At 58.0% G+C, this 20,815-nt stretch carries 16 protein-coding genes; 5 read left to right on the top strand and 11 right to left on the bottom strand.

The features are described 5' to 3' along the window. Nucleotide 1 precedes the first annotated feature (1 nt). From ACR0JF_RS06200 to ACR0JF_RS06175, 6 genes are all read right to left on the bottom strand, one after another. Nucleotides 2-766, bottom strand: a complete 765-nt coding sequence (locus ACR0JF_RS06200) for an SDR family oxidoreductase (RefSeq protein ID WP_170659267.1) — start codon at nucleotides 764-766, stop codon at nucleotides 2-4. Then, a complete protein-coding gene (locus tag ACR0JF_RS06195) occupies nucleotides 766-2,475 on the bottom strand; it encodes an IlvD/Edd family dehydratase (protein WP_170659266.1) in 1,710 nt (569 codons plus the stop codon). Before ACR0JF_RS06195 ends, ACR0JF_RS06200 begins: the two co-directional genes overlap by 1 nt. A 55-nt stretch (nucleotides 2,476-2,530) precedes the next feature. Further along, nucleotides 2,531-3,871 carry an alpha-glucosidase/alpha-galactosidase gene (gene melA, locus ACR0JF_RS06190; RefSeq protein WP_170659265.1) on the bottom strand — a complete coding sequence of 447 codons (1,341 nt, stop codon included), beginning with the start codon at nucleotides 3,869-3,871 and terminating at the stop codon, nucleotides 2,531-2,533. 22 nt (nucleotides 3,872-3,893) lie between these two features. Then, entirely contained in the window at nucleotides 3,894-4,742 is an 849-nt protein-coding gene (locus tag ACR0JF_RS06185) for a carbohydrate ABC transporter permease (protein ID WP_170659264.1), read from the bottom strand. A gap of 1 nt (nucleotide 4,743) precedes the next feature. Further along, nucleotides 4,744-5,667: a carbohydrate ABC transporter permease gene (locus tag ACR0JF_RS06180; RefSeq protein ID WP_170659263.1), complete on the bottom strand. Its 924-nt coding sequence runs from the start codon at nucleotides 5,665-5,667 to the stop codon at nucleotides 4,744-4,746. 93 nt (nucleotides 5,668-5,760) lie between these two features. Beyond that, nucleotides 5,761-7,020 carry an ABC transporter substrate-binding protein gene (locus tag ACR0JF_RS06175; RefSeq protein WP_170659262.1) on the bottom strand — a complete coding sequence of 420 codons (1,260 nt, stop codon included), beginning with the start codon at nucleotides 7,018-7,020 and terminating at the stop codon, nucleotides 5,761-5,763. Nucleotides 7,021-7,158: 138 nt separating this feature from the next. On the opposite strand from ACR0JF_RS06175, the gene ACR0JF_RS06170 reads away from it, so the two are divergent. The 4 genes from ACR0JF_RS06170 (at nucleotide 7,159) to ACR0JF_RS06155 (ending at nucleotide 12,611) form a co-directional block, all read left to right on the top strand. After that, on the top strand, nucleotides 7,159-7,965 hold the full coding sequence (locus ACR0JF_RS06170) for an IclR family transcriptional regulator (RefSeq protein ID WP_170659261.1): 807 nt from the start codon (nucleotides 7,159-7,161) through the stop codon (nucleotides 7,963-7,965). Continuing rightward, nucleotides 7,962-9,020, top strand: a complete 1,059-nt coding sequence (locus ACR0JF_RS06165; protein ID WP_170659260.1) for a sn-glycerol-3-phosphate ABC transporter ATP-binding protein UgpC — start codon at nucleotides 7,962-7,964, stop codon at nucleotides 9,018-9,020. Before ACR0JF_RS06170 ends, ACR0JF_RS06165 begins: the two co-directional genes overlap by 4 nt. 123 nt (nucleotides 9,021-9,143) lie before the next feature. Further along, nucleotides 9,144-10,175, top strand: a complete 1,032-nt coding sequence (locus ACR0JF_RS06160; RefSeq protein ID WP_170659259.1) for a trans-3-hydroxy-L-proline dehydratase — start codon at nucleotides 9,144-9,146, stop codon at nucleotides 10,173-10,175. 222 nt (nucleotides 10,176-10,397) lie between these two features. Then, nucleotides 10,398-12,611, top strand: a complete 2,214-nt coding sequence (locus ACR0JF_RS06155) for an NADP-dependent isocitrate dehydrogenase (protein WP_170659258.1) — start codon at nucleotides 10,398-10,400, stop codon at nucleotides 12,609-12,611. Between the two features lie 375 nt (nucleotides 12,612-12,986). On the opposite strand, the gene ACR0JF_RS06150 is transcribed toward ACR0JF_RS06155, so the two are convergent. The 5 genes from ACR0JF_RS06150 to ACR0JF_RS06130 all read right to left on the bottom strand — a co-directional run bounded on the left by ACR0JF_RS06150 (nucleotide 12,987) and on the right by ACR0JF_RS06130 (nucleotide 19,458). Continuing rightward, complete coding sequence (locus tag ACR0JF_RS06150) at nucleotides 12,987-15,407, bottom strand: FAD-dependent oxidoreductase (protein WP_170659257.1); 2,421 nt, start codon at nucleotides 15,405-15,407, stop codon at nucleotides 12,987-12,989. Nucleotides 15,408-15,600: 193 nt separating this feature from the next. Then, nucleotides 15,601-15,840, bottom strand: coding sequence for a hypothetical protein (locus tag ACR0JF_RS06145; protein ID WP_170463900.1), 240 nt, complete (start codon nucleotides 15,838-15,840; stop codon nucleotides 15,601-15,603). 2 nt (nucleotides 15,841-15,842) lie between these two features. After that, nucleotides 15,843-17,294, bottom strand: coding sequence for an aldehyde dehydrogenase family protein (locus tag ACR0JF_RS06140; protein ID WP_170659256.1), 1,452 nt, complete (start codon nucleotides 17,292-17,294; stop codon nucleotides 15,843-15,845). Continuing rightward, a complete protein-coding gene (locus ACR0JF_RS06135; RefSeq protein ID WP_170659255.1) occupies nucleotides 17,291-18,448 on the bottom strand; it encodes an aromatic ring-hydroxylating oxygenase subunit alpha in 1,158 nt (385 codons plus the stop codon). Before ACR0JF_RS06135 ends, ACR0JF_RS06140 begins: the two co-directional genes overlap by 4 nt. 104 nt (nucleotides 18,449-18,552) lie before the next feature. Then, a complete protein-coding gene (locus tag ACR0JF_RS06130) occupies nucleotides 18,553-19,458 on the bottom strand; it encodes a LysR substrate-binding domain-containing protein (protein ID WP_170659254.1) in 906 nt (301 codons plus the stop codon). Between the two features lie 258 nt (nucleotides 19,459-19,716). On the opposite strand from ACR0JF_RS06130, the gene ACR0JF_RS06125 reads away from it, so the two are divergent. Further along, nucleotides 19,717-20,661 (top strand): PDR/VanB family oxidoreductase, encoded by a 945-nt coding sequence (locus ACR0JF_RS06125; RefSeq protein WP_170659252.1) that lies wholly within the window; start codon nucleotides 19,717-19,719, stop codon nucleotides 20,659-20,661. The last annotated feature ends 154 nt before the right edge of the window (nucleotides 20,662-20,815 follow it).

Genomic DNA, 20,815 nt, shown 5'->3' with positions numbered 1-20,815 from the left:
TCTACCCCGTTACCACGACGCCACCATCAGCAACCATGCACTGTCCGGTCATGGCGCGGCTGGCGTCCGAGGCCAGAAACAAGGTGGGTCCGATCATGTCGTCGGGCTTTAGATGTTCTTTAAGGCATTGGCGATCCAAATGTGCGGCGAGGTCTTCGGGCGTGGCCCACATGTCCATCTGCTTTTGCGTGAGAACCCAACCTGGGGCCAACGCGTTGACGCGGATGCCTTTCGGTCCAAGCTCACGCGCCAGCGAGCGGGTCATGCCGGTGATGCCGGCGTTAGAGGTGGTATAGATCGGATAGCCTGCGTTGCCCATCATGTAGCTAATCGAGCTGAAATTGATGATCGAGCCGCCATTCTCCATCTGGCGTGCGGCTTCCTGACAGGCGAAGTAGTAGGCCTTGAGGTTCACCTCGATCATCCAGTCCCAGAATTCAGAGGTAGTCTCATCCAGTGAGTGGCGCTGATCGTTGGCGGCGTTATTGACCAGCACTTTGATTGGTCCATGGGCCTCGGCGGCCTTTTGCATGGTGGCGTGCAACAGTTCCGTATCGGTCATATCGCCTTGCATGAACAAGGGCGCGCGACCGTGTTTGGCACGCATTTCTTCCACGAAGGCGCTTGCGTCCGATCGACCGATGAAGGCCACGTTGGCCCCTTGCGCCATGAACCCGTCGGTCAGCGAAGCGCCAACGCCCGAGCCGCCGCCGGTGATATAGACTGAGGCCCCTTGCAGGTCCTGGAATACAGCAGGTTGGTCCATTAGTGGCTCTCTCTTGTAACGAGGCGTGTGTCTTTGCCGACAAGGAAATCAAGGTCAGCGCCCTGATCGGCTTGCAGTACGTGGTCGATGTAAAGTCGGGCGTAGCCGCGCGTGTAATGCGGTGCCTCCGGTTGCCAGGCCGCGCGGCGGGTGTCGAGTTCCGCCTCATTGACCAGCAGCTCAAGCTCTCCCTTGCTGGCTGAGACGCGGATGCGGTCGCCGGTCTTGACCAGCGCCAGAGTGCCACCGGCCTGCGCCTCGGGGCTGACATGTAGGATGACAGTACCGAAGGCTGTGCCCGACATGCGCGCGTCCGAAATGCGGATCATGTCGCGCACGCCTTCTTTCACCAACTTGGCAGGGATCGGCATGTTACCGACCTCGGGCATGCCGGGATAGCCCCTGGGCCCGCACCCTTTGAGAACCAGAATGGTCTCGGGCGTCACAGGCAGGTCTTCGCGGTCGATATTGGCCTTCAAGTCTTCGATGTTTTCGAAAACAAAGGCTTCGGCCTCGGTTTCCAGCAACTCATCCGTTGCTGCCGAAGGTTTTACGATCGCCCCGTTCGGCGCAAGGTTGCCGTGCAGAACGCGCAGACCGGCTGCGGGCTTCACCGGGTCATCGAAGGGGCGGATCACATCGGGGTTGTAGCATTCTGCCCCGTCGTAGTGAGCCGAGATATCTTTGTTCAGAACTGTCTTGGCAGGGCGCAGGAAGGACTTGATTTCATTCAGAACCACAGGCACGCCGCCCGCGTAGCAGAAGTCCTCCATCAGATATTTGCCAGACGGCATGCAGTTGACCAACAGGGGAATCTCGGAGCCGATTTCAAAGTCCTTTAGCGTCAGATCCACACCAACCCGACCTGCCAGCGCCAGCAGGTGAACCACGGCGTTGGTCGAGCCACCTACGGCGGCGTTTGCCAGAATGGCATTCTCGAACGCTTCTTTGGTCAGGATGTCCGAAGGCTTGAGGTCTTCGTCCACCATCTCGACAATCCGCTTGCCGGTCAGGTGTGCCAGTGCCATGCGGCGGGCGTCAACCGCGGGCAGTGCGGCGTTGGTGGGCAGGGACATGCCCATCGCTTCGACCAGCGAGGCCATGGTTGAGGCCGTACCCATCGTCATACAAACTCCGGCGCTGCGTGACATGCCGGATTCAGCTTTCATGAAATCCTGCAGCGTCATTTCGCCTGCGCGGACTTCTTCAGAGAACTTCCAGACATCGGTGCCCGATCCGATATCCTTGCCTTTGAACTTGCCGTTCAGCATCGGCCCGGAACTTACCACGATCGAGGGCAGATCGACCGAGGCCGCGCCCATCAGCTGCCCCGGCGTGGTCTTGTCACACCCGCCCAGCAGGACAACGCCGTCAATGCCATAGGCGCGGATGGATTCCTCAACATCCATGGCCAGCAGATTGCGGAACAGCATGGCGGTGGGCTTCATCTGGGTCTCGCCCAGCGACATGACCGGGAATTCGACCGGGAAGCCTCCGGCCTCCCACACACCGCGCTTCACGCCTTCGGCCAGATCTCGCAAGCCCGAGTTGCAGGGCGTCAGTTCCGACCAGGTGTTGCAGATGCCAATGATGGGCCGCCCGTCAAAGGCATGATCGGGGAAGCCTTGGTTTTTCATCCAGGAACGGTGGATGAACCCGTCTTTGTCGAGTTTTCCGTACCAATGAGATGAGCGGCGTTTCTTTGTCATTCTGGCTTTGGTTCTTTAGCTGGCGTTGGAATTGCGGTTCATGAAAAATTGAAGATCATGCGGCGCGGAGCGGGCGGCACCAGTCGGGCAGCCAGTCCGAATGTGCAGTCAGAAGGTCCGTGACAAGGCTTCGGATTTGGCGCAGGTCCAGTTCGGCCGCGGTATGCGGATCCATCATAGCGGCATGGTAAATGTATTCGGCGTTTTGCTCGGTCAGCGCCCGGACGGTCAGTTCTTGCACGTTGATTTGGGTGCGCATCAACGCCACCAACTGCGGCGGTATGTCGGTAACGACCGAGGGCTGAACGCCGTTTGAATCGACCAGACAAGGGGTTTCCACCGCAGCGCCCAAGGGCAATTGCGGGATCTGACCCGTATTGGGCAGGTTTCCATAGGCCGTATAGGGCGTGTCCGTGACGACGGCGTTCATCAGGTCCGCCGCGAATTCGTGGCTGCGAATAACCGAGACATCGCGCCCGTCTGTAAGTGTCTTAGCCTGTTCTTTCCAATCCGCGACCTGCTCGACACAGCGGGTTGGGTATTCATCCAGCGGAATCGAGAACTGTTCAATCAGGTCTTGCCGACCGTCCTTGATGAACCACGGCACATATTCTGCCAGATGTTCCGAACTCTCGGTGCAGAAGTAGCCCAAGTGGTCCATCACCTCGTACCGCACCTTGTTGGGGCAGCGTGGCATCAACAGAGGTGGTTTCGGCAGAGTACCGTGCGCATAGCCTCGGCGTAATGCGGGGTAGAGGTCGCGGCCCTGATGATCCAGCCGCAGGAAGAAGGCCACATGGTTCACGCCTGCGACCTTGTAGCGGATCTCATCCTTGGGCAGGTCCAGATCATGGGCAAGTTCTTCGACTGTATTCTGGACCGAATGGCACAGGCCGACATGTTTCAGGTCCGGGAATTGCTCGGCCAGAGCCCAGGTGTTGATCGCCATCGGATTCACATATTGCAACAGCGTCGCGTTGGGGCAGAGCTGCATCATATCCTGTGCCACGCCCCACAGAACTGGAACGGTGCGTAGCCCGCGCATGATCCCTCCGATCCCGAGCGTATCTGCGATGGTCTGGCGCAACCCGTATTGCTTGGGGATCTCGAAATCCGTCACCGTGCAGGGTTCATACCCGCCGACCTGAAAGGCGGTGATGACGAAATCAGCCCCCTCTAACGCCGCGCGGCGGTCGGTGTGGGTGGTCACCGTTGCTCCGGTGCCCACTGAACGGATCATGGCCCGCGCCACGGTATCACTTTCGGCCAGGCGCTGCGGGTCGATATCCATCAGCGCGAAATGGCTGTCGGCGAGGGCAGGGGTCAGCAGCGCGTCGCCCACGATATTGCGCATGAAGATCGTGGAACCCGCGCCGATAAAGGTGATTTTGGTCATTTTGCAAAACTCTCGTTTGGCGTTATTTAACAGCTCCAAGGGTCAAACCCGCGATGAAGTGTTTCTGCATCAGGAAGAACATGGCCACGGGCGGCAAGGCGGCAACGAGGGAACCCGCGCTCATCAGTTGGTAGGCCGCACGGTACTGCGCGTTGAAACTGGTGATCCCGGCGGTCACAGGCTGGCTTTCAGCCCCTTGAGTCAGGACCACGGCCCAGAAATAGTCGTTCCAGATGAAGGTGAAGATCAACACGCTCAGCGCTGCGATAGCGGGTTTCATCAGGGGCAGGACGACGTACCAAAAGATACGGACCTCGCTGATGCCCTCGACCCGGGCGGCTTCGATCAGCTCAAAAGGCAGCGCGCGGATGAAATTTCGCATGAACAGTGTACAGAACCCGGTCTGGAACGCGATGTGGAACAAGACCAGACCGGTTTTGGTATTGTAGAGGCCAAGCTCCAAAGTCAGGTCGCGGACCGGAACCATAAGGATCTGGAACGGGACAAAGTTGCCCGCCACGAACATGAAGAAGATCCACAGGTTCGACTTGAATTTGTAGATCCCCAGCGCGAACCCTGTCATGCAGCTGAGTGCAACCGCTCCGATCACCGTTGGGATTGTGATCATGAACGAGTTCAGCAGATATCGCGGCATGTCCGAGTTGAAGAAGACCTGTCCATAGTTGACCGCGCCTTCAAATCGGGACGGCAAGCCCCAGTAGTTTGCGTTGGTGAAATCCGCCTCGGGCTTGATTGAGAACAAGGCAACTGCAAGCAAGGGGCCTAGCCACAGAAGAAGGGCAAAGGGCAGCATAGCCTGATAAGTGATCTGCGCCGCGCGGGGTTGTTTTTCGATGGGTTTGGGAAACATCTCAGTGCCCCCTTTCTTCGCGGTACATCGACCACAGGAAGTAGGCGATGAAGCACAGCATGATGAGGAACAGGATCACAGCGATGGCGGCGCCATATCCCATGCGGAAGCCGTATTCAGACAGGGCGACCTCAAACATGTAGTAGGCCAGCACGCGGGACGACCCGAAAGGCCCGCCCTGCGTCATGATTGAGATCAGGTCGAAGGACCGCAGAGCGCCAATGATCGTCACGACAAAGGCGATAAACGTGGCCGGGCGCAGTTGCGGCAGGATGATGTGCCACAACATCCGCCCTCCCTTTGCGCCGTCCAGTCGTCCGGCTTCAATCTGTTCGGGGTCCACGGCGTTCAGGCCGGTCAGATACAGGATCATGCAATAGGCCGTCTGCGGCCACAGGCCGGCGACGATGATGCCGTATGTGACCAGTTTTTCATCCCCCAGCACATTCAGCGGACCAAGGCCAAAGAAACTCAGGAATTCGTTCAGCAACCCGAATGTCGGATCGTAGAACCATGTGAAAACCAGCCCAACAACGACCTGAGAGATCACGAACGGAAAGAAAAACAGAGACTTGTAGAGTCGAATGCCCCAGACTGTCTGGTTCAGGAACAGGGCGATGAACAAGCCCGCCGGGATCGCTGCCAAATACAGGATCAACCAGATCAGGTTGTTCTTGAGTGAGATGTAGAACGCGTCGCGGTCAACCCACTCCCAATAGAGGTCCTCGTAGTTGCGGAATCCTACATATTCTGCGGCGCCCAGCCCATCCCATTCATAGAGTGACAGGTTGAAGGACTGAAAGACCGGGATGATCACATAGACCATGAAGAACAACAGGCCCGGCGCAAGGAAGAGCCAGGGCGCGATGCGTTGTTGGTTGCGATGGAACCAGCTTTCCTGTTCCGGTGTGTCGACGGCTAACATGGGCTATCTCGGATCTGGGGGCGAAGGCGAGTTGAAGCTCGCCTTGCATTTGAGGAAGGCGTAGGCCGGGTTTTTTACCCGGCCCCTGCCAGATCAGTTGTCGTAGATACGGCTACGAGCGCGTTCCAGCTTGGCCAGAATTTTGTCCAGATTGTCGGGCTTGACCATGAATTCCTGGAAGCCTTCCATAGAGACCTTGGCCATTTCCGCCGGAGCGTCACGATCCCAGAACTGTGCGACACCGCCGGGGCTGTTCGAGGATAGCATGGTGAACCCTTGCTGCAAGAACTTGTCATCATCCACCGAGGATTGCGCGTTGACCGGAAGCTGACCCAGGTTTGAGCCATTGTTGATTTCGGTCTGGACGTCCGGAGACACGACAAAACGCAGGAACTCGCGCGCGGCTTCCTTGTTCGAAGCGTTGGCAGGGATGTGGAACGTATCGGTCGGGGCGTCCTCGGCCAGTTCAACATCAGGGTTGATCGCGACGAACTGGTAGAAGTCCAGCTGATCGTCGGTCAGACCCGCTTCGCGCAGAGGTGCAACGGCAAAGTTGCCCATCAGATAGGCGGCCGCATCTCCGTTCACCATGAAGGGCAGGGCTTCCTGCCAGCTATAGGTCTGGTGGTTGTCGATGAAGGCACCCATGTCGACCAGCTGCTTCCAGTTGGCGAAGGTCTGCTTGACGCGATCGTCTTCCCAGCTGATTTCACCATTGGCGAGCTGGTTGTGGAAGTCGAACCCGTTGGTGCGCATGTTCAGATAGTCAAACCAGCCGCCGGCGGTCCACAGGAACTTGGTCCCGATGGTATAGCAGGCGCGGCCCGAGTCGATGATCTTCTGGCAGTTCGCCAGTTCTTCTTCCCAGGTGGTCGGCTCGGTCAGGCCCAGCTCATCAAAGATGTCTTTGCGGTAGTAAACACCCCACTGATAGTAGGTATAGGGCACGCCCCACTGCTTACCATCAAGGGTCATCGCACCTTTGGTCGAGGCTAGGTTTTCGGCGATCTCAGGTTCGGCCCATAGGTCCGAAACATCTTCGAACAGACCCGCCTCAACATAAGGCTTCATGCGGTTTGCGGCATACCATGTAGCAACATCCGGAGTATCAGCCGTCAGGAAGTTGCGGATCTGCGTCTTATACGCCTCGCGGTCGATCACTGTGGTTTCAATGGCCAGATCCGGGTGCTGGGCCTGAAACTGTGCGATCATCGCTTCCATCGTCGCACGCGGCGCCGGGTTCGAGGTGTCAAGAAAGATGCGCAGTTCGCCGGTCAGTTCGGCGGCGACGGGTGCAGCTAGTGCCACACTCGCCGCCAGTGCGGCGGCGGTGCGCTTGAACATGGAATGCATGGTGTCCTCCCTTAGTTTCCATTTTGGTTCCAAATAATGAAACCGTGTTTTATATATTGAAAACTACACATCGACTCGGCTAGTCTTGTCAAGACCCTCGTGCAAACACGGCGGTCAAACGGAGGAGAACACACACCCGTGGCTGGTGACGGAACAATAGGCAAAGCATGTGATGTGCTGGAACACGTGGCCTCGTTCGAGCGCCCGGTGCGGTTCGCGGAACTGCTGGAGAACAGCAGCTTTCCCAAAGCGACGCTCTATCGCTTTCTGCAATCGCTGACCAATCAGGGCATGCTGGCCTATGAGCCAGACCGCCAGACCTATTCGCCGGGCCTGCGGCTGGTCCGTCTGGCGCATACGGCGTGGACGCAAAGCTCTCTGGCCCCTATCGCGAGGCCGTTTTTGGATACGCTCAGCTCTGAGACGGGGGAAACGGTGCATCTGGCGCAGCTGGACTCCAATCAGGTGCTATATGTAGACAAACGCAACGCTGCGCAGCCGGTCGAGATGTACTCGCAGGCCGGCAAAGTCGGCCCGGCCTATTGCACGGGCGTCGGCAAGGCGATGATGGCGTTTCTGGATGAGCCTGCCCTGGATCGCGCCGTATCGCAGCAAAGCTATCACCGTTTTACGGACAAGACTCTGACCTCCGAGGCGGATTTGCGGGCGGATTTGGAACTGATTCGCAGACGGGGCTACGCGATCGACGACGAAGAGCATGAACCCGGCATTATCTGCGTTGCCTGTCCCGTTCTGACCTCGGGCGGGCGTGTTTTGGGCGCGATTTCGGTAACCGGTTCAACCGGGCGGATGGATTTCAATCAACTAGAGGCCTGGGTTCCTCGGGTGCGGCGCGTTGCCGACCAGATCGCAACCGAGGCGCAGGCTTGGCGGTTCCCTGAAACCCGCCCGAATGGACAGAACAACAGGATACAATCGACATGACAGGTGTAACGCTCAATCAGGCGATCAAACGCTACGGCCAGACTCAGGTGATCCACGGGATTGATCTGGAAATCGAAGACGGTGAGTTTTGTGTGTTCGTCGGCCCCTCGGGCTGCGGCAAGTCCACCCTTTTGCGGATGATCGCGGGTCTCGAGGAAACCTCGGAAGGCCAAATCCATATCGGTGCGCGCGAAGTGACCCATATGGATCCGGCAAAACGCGGCGTGGCGATGGTGTTCCAGACCTACGCTTTGTACCCGCATATGACGGTCGCCGAGAATATGGGTTTTGGCCTGCGCATGAATGGCGTTCCCAAGGCAGAGATCGACCAGAAGGTTCAGGGTGCCTCCAGCATTCTTAAACTGGATCAATATTTGAAACGCAAGCCCAAGGCCCTGTCCGGTGGTCAACGCCAGCGAGTCGCCATCGGGCGTGCGATTGTGCGCGGTCCCGAGGTGTTCCTGTTCGATGAACCGCTCTCCAACCTAGATGCCGAGCTTCGGGTTGAGATGCGGGTCGAAATCGCACGCCTGCATCAAGAGATCGGCGCCACCATGATCTATGTGACCCACGATCAGGTCGAAGCGATGACAATGGCCGACAAAATCGTCGTGTTGCGCGATGGCCGGATCGAGCAGGTGGGCGCGCCGATGGACCTGTACCGCGATCCGGACAATCGCTTTGTGGCGGGCTTCATCGGCTCGCCAGCGATGAACTTTCTCGAATGCGACTATGCAGACGGCCACGTCACGCATCCGGCCCTTGGTCAACCGTTGCCGGTATCGGCCCAAGTTCCGGCTGGGGTAAACAAAGTGACCCTTGGCATGCGGCCCGAACACATCCAGATCGACCGCAGTGCCGATACCTGCACCGTTGATTTGACCGAGGCGCTTGGGGGCGTGTCCTATTCCTATCTTCTGACCCCGAATGGCGACAAGCTGATCGTTGAAGAACGGGATGACCAACGCAGCACGACAGGCGAGAAGATCGGGATCACGGTCCAACCCGAACGTGCCATGGTGTTCGACCCTGAGACTGGCGTTCGGTTTAGGTAGCAGCGGTTCAAGTTCAGCCGGGGTGTTCTGAGTACAGGTTTAGGCTTGACCGAAACGGGGTCGTTCTCTGAACTGGCTCACACGAGGCCAGTCGGCCCGACTCATTTCGAGTAGAGAGGCCTCATGCGCAGCGTCAAAACCGTCCACGTGATCTCGGCCCATGCGGAAGGCGAGGTGGGCGACGTCATCGTCGGTGGCGTGCAACCACCACCCGGAGAAACCCTGTGGGATCAACGCACATTCATTGCGCAGGATCAGAGCTTGCGCAATTTCGTGCTGAATGAACCCCGAGGCGGCGTCTTTCGCCATGTCAACCTGCTGGTTCCTCCGAAACATCCGCAGGCGGAAGCAGCCTTTATCATCATGGAGCCGGAAGACACGCCGCCCATGTCGGGGTCAAACTCGATCTGTGTCTCCACTGTTCTTTTGGACAGCGGCATCATTCCCATGCAAGAGCCGGAAACGCATATGACACTCGAGGCTCCGGGCGGTTTGGTACGGGTCCGGGCAGAGTGTCGGGATGGTAAAGCCCAGCGTATCTATGTGCAAAACCTGCCAAGCTTTGCAGACAAAATCGCGGTCCTTCTGGAGGTGCCGGGCGTGGGCACCCTTACCGTGGATACGGCCTATGGAGGGGATAGTTTCGTGGTGGTCGATGCCGAGGCCTTAGGGTTCGAAATTGTCGAGGCCGAGGCCCATGACATTGCCCGTCTGGGCGTTGCCATCACCAATGCCGCCAATGATCAGCTTGGCTTTACCCACCCGCAAAACGCGGCTTGGGATCATATCTCTTTCTGCGCGTTTTGCGGGCCTTTGAAGACAACCGAAACCGGACTCACAGGGAAATCCGCTGTTGCGATCCAGCCCGGCAAAGTTGACCGCTCGCCAACGGGAACGGCGGTCTCGGCGCGCATGGCCCTGATGGCCGCGAAAGGGCAGATGAAGGTTGGTCAATCCTTCGAGGCCGTTTCGATCATCGGATCCCGTTTCACCGGCCGGATTGTCGAGGACGCCAAGGTCGGGGACCGCGCGGCCATCATCCCCGAGATCAGTGGCCGAGGTTGGATCACCGGCGTTCATCAGCACATGCTGGACCCGGATGACCCTTGGCCCGGCGGATATCGGTTAAGTGATACTTGGGGCGTTGGGCGCTGAAAGGTGCGCAATCAAAAGCCGATTGGCGTGTTTTTCCTCAACCGTGGCAATTTGCGCCCCCAGTAGACGATTGATCCCAACGCAAACCTGATTTAAGGGAAGCCCTGTCAAATCAGAGTCACTCAGGGGTGTTATGTCATTCGCGCCCCTCCCGCGCCGCAATAAAGCGGCCCAAACTCTTGCAGCGATTGCCCCTTAAAGGCTTAAAAAAGGTGAAAGAATATGGCAGATAAATCGAACTTCGACATATTGTATACCATTGTAGACGAAGCGCCCGAGCTGGCCAGCGCCTCATTCCTGCCCATCATTCGCAAATTCGCCTCGGCGGCGGGTGTCAGCGTTGGCACCAAAGATATTTCGCTTGCAGGCCGTATCATTTCGACCTTCCCGGAAAAGCTGACCGACGCGCAACGCATCACCGATGATCTGGCCGCGTTGGGCGATCTGGTAAAAACGCCCGACGCCAACGTGATCAAACTGCCTAACATCTCGGCCTCGGTTCCTCAGCTTGTGGCCGCTATCGAAGAGCTGCAGTCGCAGGGATACGACATCCCGAACTACCCCGAAGAGCCTTCGAGTGACGAAGAAAAGGCGATCCGCGCGCGCTATGACGCGATCAAAGGCTCGGCTGTGAACCCGGTTCTGCGCGAAGGCAACAGCGACCGCCGTGCGGCGCGCGCGGTGAAGAACTACGCCCAGAAGAACCCTCATTCGATGGGGGAATGGGTCTCGGACAGTAAGACCAAAGTATCCTCAATGTCCGGCAACGATTTCTACGCCAATGAGAAATCGGCGACGATCACCGCAGCGCAAGCCGGTGACGCGAAGATCGAATTTGTCGGCAAAGATGGCAGCGTGACCGTGCTGAAAGACGGCTGGCCGCTGGAAGAGGGAACCGTTGCCGATGCGACCTTCATGTCGGTCAAAGCGTTGTCGGCCTTCCTGGCCGATGCCATCGAGGACACCAAGAAAGACGGCACCATGTTCTCGCTGCACATGAAGGCGACGATGATGAAGGTCAGCGACCCGATCATCTTCGGCTATGCCGTGCGTGCGTGGCTGGCTCCGGTATTCGAGAAATTTGGCGCAGAGCTTGAGGCCCTGGGTGTCAACCCTAACTCGGGCCTGGGTGATCTGCTGGACCGCGTGAAGGACAATGCCGACATCGTGGCCGCCATCGACGCGATCAAGGGTGACCGTCCGTCCATGTATATGGTCGACTCGGACCGTGGTATTACCAACCTGCATGTTCCGTCCGACGTGATCATCGACGCCTCGATGCCCGCCGTTATCCGCGCAGGTGGCAAAGGCTGGGATGAAACCGGAGCCAAAGGCGACACCAATTGCGTGATTCCTGATCGCTGCTACGCGTCGGTTTATGACGAATCCATCAATTTCTTCAAAGCCAATGGCGCGCTGAACCCGGCCACTGCTGGTGCGGTGGCCAACGTTGGCCTGATGGCTCAAAAGGCCGAAGAGTACGGCTCGCACCCGACCACGTTCCAGGCACCTGCAAATGGCACAATCCGCGTTGTTCTGGCCAATGGCGAAACGCTGCATTCGCATGAGGTCGAGGCCGGAGATATCTGGCGGGCCTGCACTGTGAAGAAAGCGCCCATCGAGAACTGGATCCAACTGGCGATGGATCGTCAGCGCCTGAGCGGGTCCGAGGCGATCTTCTGGCTTGACGCAAACCGCGCCCATGATGCCGAGTTGATCCAATATGTTAAGCCCGCGCTGGAAGCGGCTGGTGTTGCGGATAAATTCATGATCATGGCTCCGCGTGAGGCGACCCGCCAATCGCTGGAGACGATCACCGCCGGAAATGACAGCATCGCCATCACCGGCAACGTGCTGCGGGACTATCTGACTGACTTGTTCCCGATCCTCGAGCTGGGCACCTCGGCCAAGATGCTGTCGATCGTCAAACTGATGAACGGCGGTGGTCTGTTCGAGACCGGTGCAGGCGGCTCCGCTCCGAAGCACGTGCAGCAGCTGGTCGAAGAAAACCACCTGCGTTGGGATTCGATGGGTGAGTTCTGCGCACTGGGTGAATCGCTGAACTTCCTCGCCGACAGCAAGGGCAACGCCAAGGCGGGTGTTCTGGGTGCGGCAGCCGAAGCTGCAACGCAGGGCATTTTGGACAACGACCGGTCCCCTAGCCGTAAGGTCGGCCAGCCGGACAACCGTGACAGCCACTACTGGTTCGCGCGCTATTGGGCCGAAGCGTTGGCCGCGCAGTCGGATGATGCGGAACTGGCAGCTGAATTTGCCCCGCTTGCAAGTGCTCTGGCCGACAAGGAAGAGCAGATTTTGGGTGAGTTTGCCTCGGCCCAGGGCGGGGCTGCCGATCTGGGTGGGTACTACCACACCGATCCCGCCAAAACCGCTGCTGTAATGCGTCCGAGTGCGACGCTGAACGCCATTATCGGCTAAGAAAACGACCCGCGCCCTAGTGGCGCGGGTCCTTCCCACTGGTGCGGAAACCCAACCAGTTTTTTCTTTTGCTTCAAACTGTTGCGAAGCTTTGCCCGCAAGACATGATTAAAACTGCATGATCTACGGGATTCCCCCAATACACTGATCCGTCCCCGCTTGATAACTTGTCCAAGACAAGAGATTCACCGGTGAGGCCTTCGGGCCTATCACTCACTCGAAAATGGCCAGCATTTGGGGTGCTGGCCATTTGTTTGTCTGAAATCTGCTTGCGCTTAGCTGGATCGAACGCGCCTTTGCGGTGCCACGCGACTTAAACGCACAGTGAAAAAGCCAGCCGAGAAAAGGACTGGCTTTGACATGATTGTCTAAAGTTTAGCCCCGAAGGACTTTGCCCGCCGCGTCAAAGGGCGGCTCGTGCAGGATGGTGGCTTTGTGAGGTTGGCCCAGAACCATAACCTCAACTTCGTCTCCGGGTTGGGCGTTTTTGACGTAACCCAAGGCCAGTGACATGCCCACGGTATAGCCATAAGTGCCCGAGGTGACCCGACCGATGCCTTCGCCGTCCTTGAAAATCGGCTCACCACCAGTGGCGTCCGCGTTGGAGGCCGTCACGTCGGCCTCATCCAGATGCAGCAGGACAAGCTGTTCACGTGCAGGGTTTTCCAGAACTTTCTGGGCGGCGTCTTTGTTGAGGAAGTCTTTCTCGAACTTGCACAGACGGTCTAGACCCACCTCATGCGGCCAGTATTCGGGGCTGTATTCGCGGCTCCAGGAGCCATAGCCCTTTTCCACGCGCATCGACATCAGGGCACGGCTGCCAACAGGTCCTGCGCCGAATTCTTTGCCCGCCTCAAGCAGAGCATCATATAGGCGCGCCTGGTCTTCGGTCTTGCAGTGCAGCTCCCACCCCAGATCGCCGGTGAAGGAGACACGCAGGGCCAGAAGTTCAACGCCTGCCAGCTCGATTTTGGCCGAGCGCATGAAGGGGAAGTCCTCATTCGCCAGCGACGTGTTGGTCAGCCGCTGCAGGATCTCGCGCGATTGCGGACCAGCCACGTTGAAGCCACACATGGCCTCGGTGTGGCTTTCAAATGTGGTGCCTTCGGACAGGGGGACCTGCTTGAAGAAGCGCTTGTGATAGCGTTCCGCCATACCCGATCCAATGACCCAGAACTCATCCTCGGCCACGCGGGTAACGGTGAAGTCCCCGGCAATACCGCCGCGTTTCGAGATCAGCGGCGTTAGACACGACCGGCCGATAGCCTTGGGCATGTTGTTGGCGAAGACAGCATTTAGCCAATCCGCAGCACCGGGGCCTTTGCAGATGTATTTGGCAAAGTTCGAAATATCGATGATGCCCGCACGCTCGCGCAGCATTTTGCATTCTTCACCAACCGGGGCCCACCAGTTTTGACGAGTGAAGCCGTTTTTATCCACGACACCCGGCTCATCAGCGAACCACAGCGGGTGTTCCCAACCGACGTTCAGGCCAAAGACAGCGCCCATGGCTTTCTGCGTCTCGTAGATCGGACGCACGCGGGCAGGGCGGCCAGCGCTGCGTTCTTCGTTCGGGAAGTGAATGGCGAAACGGTGCGCGTATTGGTCCTGAACCTTGGCCTTGGTGAATTCCTTGGTGGCCCAGGTGTCAAAGCGCGCTATGTCCCACGCGAACATGTCGTATTGGGTTTCACCTTCGATGATCCACTGCGCCGCCATCAGGCCCATGCCACCCGATTGCGAGAACCCGGGGATGATGCCGTTGCAGCAGAAATAACCATCCACCTCAGGTACTGGCCCCATCAGCACGTTGGAGTCCGGAGACCAGATCATCGGGCCGTTGATGACGCGCTTGATCCCGGCCTCGCCCACTGCGGGCAGGCGTTCGATCGCGTTCATCATATTCTCTTCGATCCGCTCCAGATCGTCGGGGAAGAGGTCATGAGCGAAATCCAGAGGTGTGCCTTCCTCGGCCCAGAATTTCATGTCCTTTTCATAAGCGCCGACCAGCAGGCCGTTACCTTCCTGACGCAGATAGTACTCTCCATCGCGGTCTGAGACTGAGGGCAGGCGGGTGCCGTGGCCTTCGACGTCAGACATCCCCTCGGTCACGAAATACTGGTGTTCGGTGGGCTGCAGCGGCAACTCGATGCCAGCCAGCTTGGCGACTTCGCGGCCCCAGAGGCCTGCCGCGTTCACGACCCAAGGCGTTTTGATGTCACCTTTGGGCGTTTTGACGATCCACGTGCCGTCTCCCTGCTGTTCGGTCGCGGTGACGGGCGTGAAACGATGGATTTCGGCGCCGCGCTGGCGGGCACCGACCGCATAGGCGTTGGTCACGCCCGACGGGTCAACGTTGCCGCCATCGGGCTCGAACATCACGCAACGGATGCCTTCGTAATTGACCAGCGGGTTCAGCTTTTGCGCCTCTTCAATACTGATCTCATAGAAATTCATGCCATAGAGCTTGGCTTTGGCCGCCTGCAGCTTCAGCTGATGTTCCCGCTCTTCAGTCTGAGCCAGATACAGCGAGCCGGGCTGGAAGACACCGCAGCTTTGGCCGGTTTCTTCCTCCAGCGAGTTATACAGGTTCATCGTATAGTGCTGGATGCGGCTGATATTGGTGCTGTCATGCAGACCGTGAATGTTGGCTGCCGCATGCCAGGTTGAGCCAGAGGTCAACTCATCCCGCTCCAGCAGGACCACATCGGACCATCCCAATTTGGCCAAATGGTAGAGGATCGAGCAACCGATCACCCCGCCGCCGATAACTACCGCCTGTGCTTCTTCGCGCATTTCATCTTCCTGATTTGCTGTGTCATGTCAGAACCGGTCTTTCGTTAAGAATATGGCGATTCAGACCCATAACTGTTCTAAACGCGTCAACTGAGAACCCTGTTTGACCAGAGATGCAGCCTGCATTCACTTCTTGGGGATACGGGCACCGCCGGTGCCGCGTACAAATTCACTTAGAGTTTGCCGACATTGCTCAGAACTCCAGTCTGTGGGCGCGGCCATAGTCAGCCAGCCGTTTGTTCAGATTGCTTGCCTCTGGGTGGCCGGATTCCAGTGCAAAGACGAAGGCATGGGTTAGATAGAAACAGGCGGCATCAATGTCCTGGGCCAGCTCTCGTTCGTCGGCGGCAATCGTGTACAGGCGCACAAGCGCCTCTTGGTCGCAATTGGCATGTGCCTCTAGCAGTTCACGGTCTAAGGCTTCGCGATCCATGGCTATCCCTTTAGCGAAATGGCGATGTTTTTGGTGCGAACATAGTTGTAGAGCGCCTCGAGCCCCTTTCCGCGACCGAAGCCGGATTTGCCGACGCCGCCGAACGGGGTTGAGACACCTCCGGCGAACCATTCGTTGACGAAAACCTGACCCGCCCGCAATTTGCGCGCCACCCGATGGGCGCGGGCGAGATCGCGCGTGAAGACGCCCGCGACCAACCCGAATTCGGTGCCATTGGCCATGGCGACGGCTTCCTCTTCGGTATCGAAGGGCGTAAAGCAGGTGACCGGGCCAAAGACCTCCTCCTGCGCGATGCGGCTGGCGGGGTCGACATCAGCCAGAATGGTAGGAGCCATGAAATACCCATTGCGATCCAGTCGCGCGCCACCGGCTGCTACCCGCGCACCGTCCTGACGGGCGGTAGAGGTGATCTCTTCCACGCGCTGCAGCTGCAGGCTGGACACGACCGGAGTGTGATCGGGGTTCTCGAGCCCGTGACCGACGCTTAGGCCATTGGCCAGCGCAGCCGCACGTTCCACGGCCCGATCGTAGATCGAACGATGCACCAACACGCGGGCCATGGCAGAGCAGACCTGACCGGCATTATAGAAAATACCGCTTTGAAGGCTGGACATCAGCATATCCAGATCCGCGTCGTCAAAGACCACAGCGGCGGATTTGCCGCCAAGCTCCATCAGCGACGGTACCACGTTGTCTGCGGCCGAGCGCAGGATATGCTGGCCGGTCGGCACCGATCCGGTGAAGACGATCTGATCCACCTGCGAGCTTGCCACCAGTTTCGCGCCCAGATCCGAGCCGATACCGTTCAGGATCGAAACCGCACCGGCAGGCACCTCGGCGCGTTCCAAGGCAACGCCCAGCATCGCCAGCGCAAGCGGTTCCAGCTCGGACGATTTGATGATAGTCGAGTTTCCCGCCGCCATAGATGGGGCGAGCGAACGACCGGCGATCGAAACAGGAAAGTTCCACGGCACGATCTGCGCCGACACGCCGTAGGGTTCAAATACAGTGAAATCAGCATAGTCGGGACCCAGAGGGATCGACTTGCCCTCAATCTTGTCCGCGACGCCGCCGTAGTATTCGAAATACTGAGCCGCCTCGATGAACTCATCCCGGGCCGCGTCCAGGGTTTTACCACTCTCTCGGCACAGCAAGTCAGCCCCTTCATCCTCGAGGTTGCGGATTTCCTGCGCGATGCGGATCATCAAACGGCCGCGCTCGGCTGGTATCATGTCTGCCAGATCACCCCGATCGAACGAGGCTCGAGCGGTCTCGAGCGCCAGAGCCAGCGATTCCTCACCGGCCTGCGCGCAGTCCGCCACGTGATCCTGGTTGCCGGGATCTTCCACTGCGATGGAGGCGCCCTTGTCGCCCTCCATCCACGACCCGGCCAGGAAATTCCTGGCCAAGCCGTCGTTCAGAAAAGTGGTCATGCCTCCGCGCGTGCCTTTTCGATCTGCGTTGCAACCCAATGGTGGAAGCAATGGGTGGGGCCGTCCATCGCGGGCGAGAAGCGACCACCGTCAAATTTGATGCCATGGCGGCCTTTCTGCATGCCTTCGACCACGAAGACGTCTTCTTCGAACACGGTTTTCCAAAGCGACGCGTTTTGCGCGCGCAGGCCAGCGTGTTCGGGGCTGTCTTCGGGTTTCTGAGCATAGTACAGCTCAATCCGCTCGTTCGACCGCTCGTGAGTGATCGGGTCGATGATGAAGGCAAAACCGTGGTCGCGCTGAACGCCCAAGAGGGTGTTCGGGTAGACCACGATATATTCCGCGCCTTCGCGCCACTTCTCGCTCAGGCCGTCAAAATCAGCCAGTTTCGAGCCGTCTTCGCCTTCGAATTGACGATATACAAGGGTGCCCTGACCCGAGTATTTGCCCAGTTCGTTGATGTTGTAGTGGTCTTCCAGACGCGAATAGCTGTTCAGACCGGGGTGAACCCAAGGGAGGTGGTAGCTTTCGCAGAAGTTTTCGACCGCCAGTTTCCAGTTCGAATCCAGCTCAAGGCGGACCGACGCGCCTGCGCCGCCGTGATACATGGGCTGTTCGAACTCTTTCCAACGCTCCATCAGCTCGCCGTGAACTTTTTCGAACTCGGGGGCGTTGCCGTCGACGTTAACAAAAATCACGTCGCGCCAGACGTAGGAACGGATGCGGATCAGACCCAGTTCCGAGAAATCCAGATCTTCGTGGGTGTTCTGGCCGGGACCGCCGACATGAGGGGCAGTGCGCAGCTCGCCGTTCAGGCCGTAGCACCAGCTGTGATAGGGGCAACGGATCGCGCCGCGGATTTTCTGAGGCTTGTCGACCAAGATCATGCCGCGGTGGCGGCAGGTGTTCTGGAACACGCCAATCTGACCGTCGCGATCACGGACCATCAGCAGGGGCATACCAAGGAAATCAATCGGATAGGCATCGCCTGCCTCGGGGATGTCTTTGCCAAATCCGATCCCGGACCAGTTCGCAAACAGGACCGAGTCGCGTTCCTCGGCAAACACTTCAGGGTCGATATAGTGCGCGTTTGGCAGCCCCTTTGCTGTGTTTACCGGGGTCAGAACAGACGAAAGCGGTGCATGCTTGTTCATCGGTCACTCCTAAGACTATTGAATTGGCGTTTTTCTGGGTCTCCATTGGCAGCGCAGAGGCCCTGCATTCAATACTAAAAATCCTAACCAATGGATGAGGGGAGCTAAACCGAATTCTCCTGTAGCTCATTCAGCAGCCATTCCTTCAAGGCCAGCGCCCCTTCTGACAGGCTATCGTTTTCCCGTTCAACCAGATAGAAGTTATGCGGCGCAGGTATGTTGAAATCCTCTAAAGCCACAAGTTTTCCGGAATCCAGCATGGGTTTTAGCAAACGCTTCCAGCCGAGGGCGACGCCAGCGCCCTTTCTGGCGACCTGCAGGGCCAGAGCATAGCTGCTGACACGCGCCTGCGTCTGAATACTTTCATTAAACCCTAACGCCTGAAACCAGTCCGTCCACGTGGTCCAGTTGCTGTGTTTGGTAGCAAGGTGAATCAGGCGGTGTTCTGTCAGGTCCCGGAGGCTGGCCCCTTTGAGCTCTTCCGCCAGTTCGGGGCTGCAAACCGGTGTCAGGATATCCCGATACAGCTTAGTATGCGGCAGAGAGGCATTCGGGTCTTTGCCGTATCGAATGAAAAAGTCCACGTCAGAACGATCTGCGAAATACGTGTCCTCGGCCATTTGGTTCACTTTTACGTGCGGATAGTCCTGCCAAAACCGAATGACCGACGGGGAAAGCCACAAGGCGGCAACTGCTGTTGTGGACCCTACGGTGACATGATTGTCGGAATCCCCACTGCGAATCTGCTCAAGAATTTTCGAGATTTTCAGGAAAGAACTTCCCAGTGCCTCTAGCAGCGCGGCGCCATCCTCGGTCAGCTCAACGCCGCGATGTTTACGTATGAAAAGCGGGGATGCCAACTCGGTCTCCAATGCTTTGATCTGATGGCTGACAGCGCCGGGCGTGACGGACAATTCGCTTGCAGCAACCTTGAAGCTGAGGTGCCGGGCGGCAGCCTCGAAGGCAGAAAGCGAGGCAAGCGGAGGTAGATTGTAGTGGCGTCGCGACATGAGGGATACGTGGCTCTGAGGTTTTTTTGATTGAGCTACCTTCACCTGAGTGCGAAAAATATTGCAATTGAAAACTGTCTTTTTTTCTGCAGTTTTGCGCCCGATGAAGTTCCGCCTTTCTCGAAGGGCGGTATTCCAGTCCTTTGCCGTCCTTCCGAGGCGCGCCCCGACCCAAGCCAGGTAGTAGTCAACACCAAGGCCGACACAATGACCGCCTTTCTGCGGTTCTTTTCGGCGCAAGATAAGATGAGTAGCCCGATGAACACTCAGAAAGCGCGTCTGATCCGAAAAACTGAACTCAGTTCGGACACTTCGGATTTCTGCTTTGAAATCGAACAGGGGCGTTTCACCGGACTTGAACCCGGCGCGCACGTGGATATCCACCTTGGTGACGATCTGGTGCGTCAGTATTCTCTCTGGAGTTGGAGCCAGGACGGTCGCACCCTGAACGTCGCTGTCAAGCGCGAGGATGGTGGTCGCGGTGGCTCACTGGCCATGCACGCCTTGGAACAGGGCGTCGAGCTCGCCATCGGAGGTCCGCGTAACCACTTCAAGCTTGAAAGCCATGATCGCCACGTGACCCTCATCGCGGGCGGTATTGGTGCCACCCCGATGGTCGCGATGGCGCGTGAGCTGCTGAATCGGGGCCAGGATTTCCGGGTCTATTACTTGGTCCGATCCAAAGATCTAGCCGCGATGGATGACAAGTTTCGCGCTTTGGGTCTGGATGAGTGGTACCATCTGCATTGCGACGACACAGACGGGCAGTTCGATTTGACCGCTGTCATGCAATCCATGCCGATGGGCGCTGATGTCTACACTTGCGGTCCGGAACCGATGCTGAACGCGGTCCTCGAGTCTGGCAGCGCTCTGCGCGGTGGGGCCATCCACTTTGAGCGTTTTGCGGCTGCTTCCGATATCGAGCACGCGCCCAATGACAGCTTTGAAGTCGAGGTCCAGTCGACGGGCGCCGTCTACAAGGTGTCGAAGGATGAAACAGTTCTCGACGTCCTAAGAACCAACGGGGTTCACGTGGATTTCGGTTGCTCCGAAGGTCTGTGCGGGTCGTGCATGGTGGACGTTGTCGAAGGTGAGGTGGACCACCGGGACGGCATTCTGACCCCTGAAGAGCAAGCGTCGAACGGCTTTCTGTGCACCTGTGTATCCAGAGCAAAATCGGACCGTCTCGTCTTGGCCCTTTAAGAAGATAGGCTGACAGCAAACCGGATTTTCCAGCGTGCAACGTCTACAAGAAACATGAAAATGGGAGGAAATTGATGTCGATTAAAGAACCGTTTACGGATTTGGACATTAAGACCGCGGATAGCGGTTTTTATGAGAATAACAGCGTTCCGAT

The sequence above is a fragment of the Ruegeria sp. BG11 genome, assembly GCF_056538565.1.
This window is presented reverse-complemented; position numbering and strand designations above follow the sequence as displayed.

Bases quoted from the DNA above. Each gene is read 5' to 3' on its own strand.
- ACR0JF_RS06200 (WP_170659267.1), bottom strand. From the start codon at position 766: ATGGACCAACCTGCTGTATTCCAGGACCTGCAAGGGGCCTCAGTCTAT.
- ACR0JF_RS06195 (WP_170659266.1), bottom strand. From the start codon at position 2,475: ATGACAAAGAAACGCCGCTCATCTCATTGGTACGGAAAACTCGACAAA.
- melA (WP_170659265.1), bottom strand. From the start codon at position 3,871: ATGACCAAAATCACCTTTATCGGCGCGGGTTCCACGATCTTCATGCGC.
- ACR0JF_RS06185 (WP_170659264.1), bottom strand. From the start codon at position 4,742: ATGTTTCCCAAACCCATCGAAAAACAACCCCGCGCGGCGCAGATCACT.
- ACR0JF_RS06180 (WP_170659263.1), bottom strand. From the start codon at position 5,667: ATGTTAGCCGTCGACACACCGGAACAGGAAAGCTGGTTCCATCGCAAC.
- ACR0JF_RS06175 (WP_170659262.1), bottom strand. From the start codon at position 7,020: ATGCATTCCATGTTCAAGCGCACCGCCGCCGCACTGGCGGCGAGTGTG.
- ACR0JF_RS06165 (WP_170659260.1), top strand. From the start codon at position 7,962: ATGACAGGTGTAACGCTCAATCAGGCGATCAAACGCTACGGCCAGACT.
- ACR0JF_RS06160 (WP_170659259.1), top strand. From the start codon at position 9,144: ATGCGCAGCGTCAAAACCGTCCACGTGATCTCGGCCCATGCGGAAGGC.
- ACR0JF_RS06155 (WP_170659258.1), top strand. From the start codon at position 10,398: ATGGCAGATAAATCGAACTTCGACATATTGTATACCATTGTAGACGAA.
- ACR0JF_RS06150 (WP_170659257.1), bottom strand. From the start codon at position 15,407: ATGCGCGAAGAAGCACAGGCGGTAGTTATCGGCGGCGGGGTGATCGGT.
- ACR0JF_RS06145 (WP_170463900.1), bottom strand. From the start codon at position 15,840: ATGGATCGCGAAGCCTTAGACCGTGAACTGCTAGAGGCACATGCCAAT.
- ACR0JF_RS06140 (WP_170659256.1), bottom strand. From the start codon at position 17,294: ATGACCACTTTTCTGAACGACGGCTTGGCCAGGAATTTCCTGGCCGGG.
- ACR0JF_RS06135 (WP_170659255.1), bottom strand. From the start codon at position 18,448: ATGAACAAGCATGCACCGCTTTCGTCTGTTCTGACCCCGGTAAACACA.
- ACR0JF_RS06130 (WP_170659254.1), bottom strand. From the start codon at position 19,458: ATGTCGCGACGCCACTACAATCTACCTCCGCTTGCCTCGCTTTCTGCC.
- ACR0JF_RS06125 (WP_170659252.1), top strand. From the start codon at position 19,717: ATGAACACTCAGAAAGCGCGTCTGATCCGAAAAACTGAACTCAGTTCG.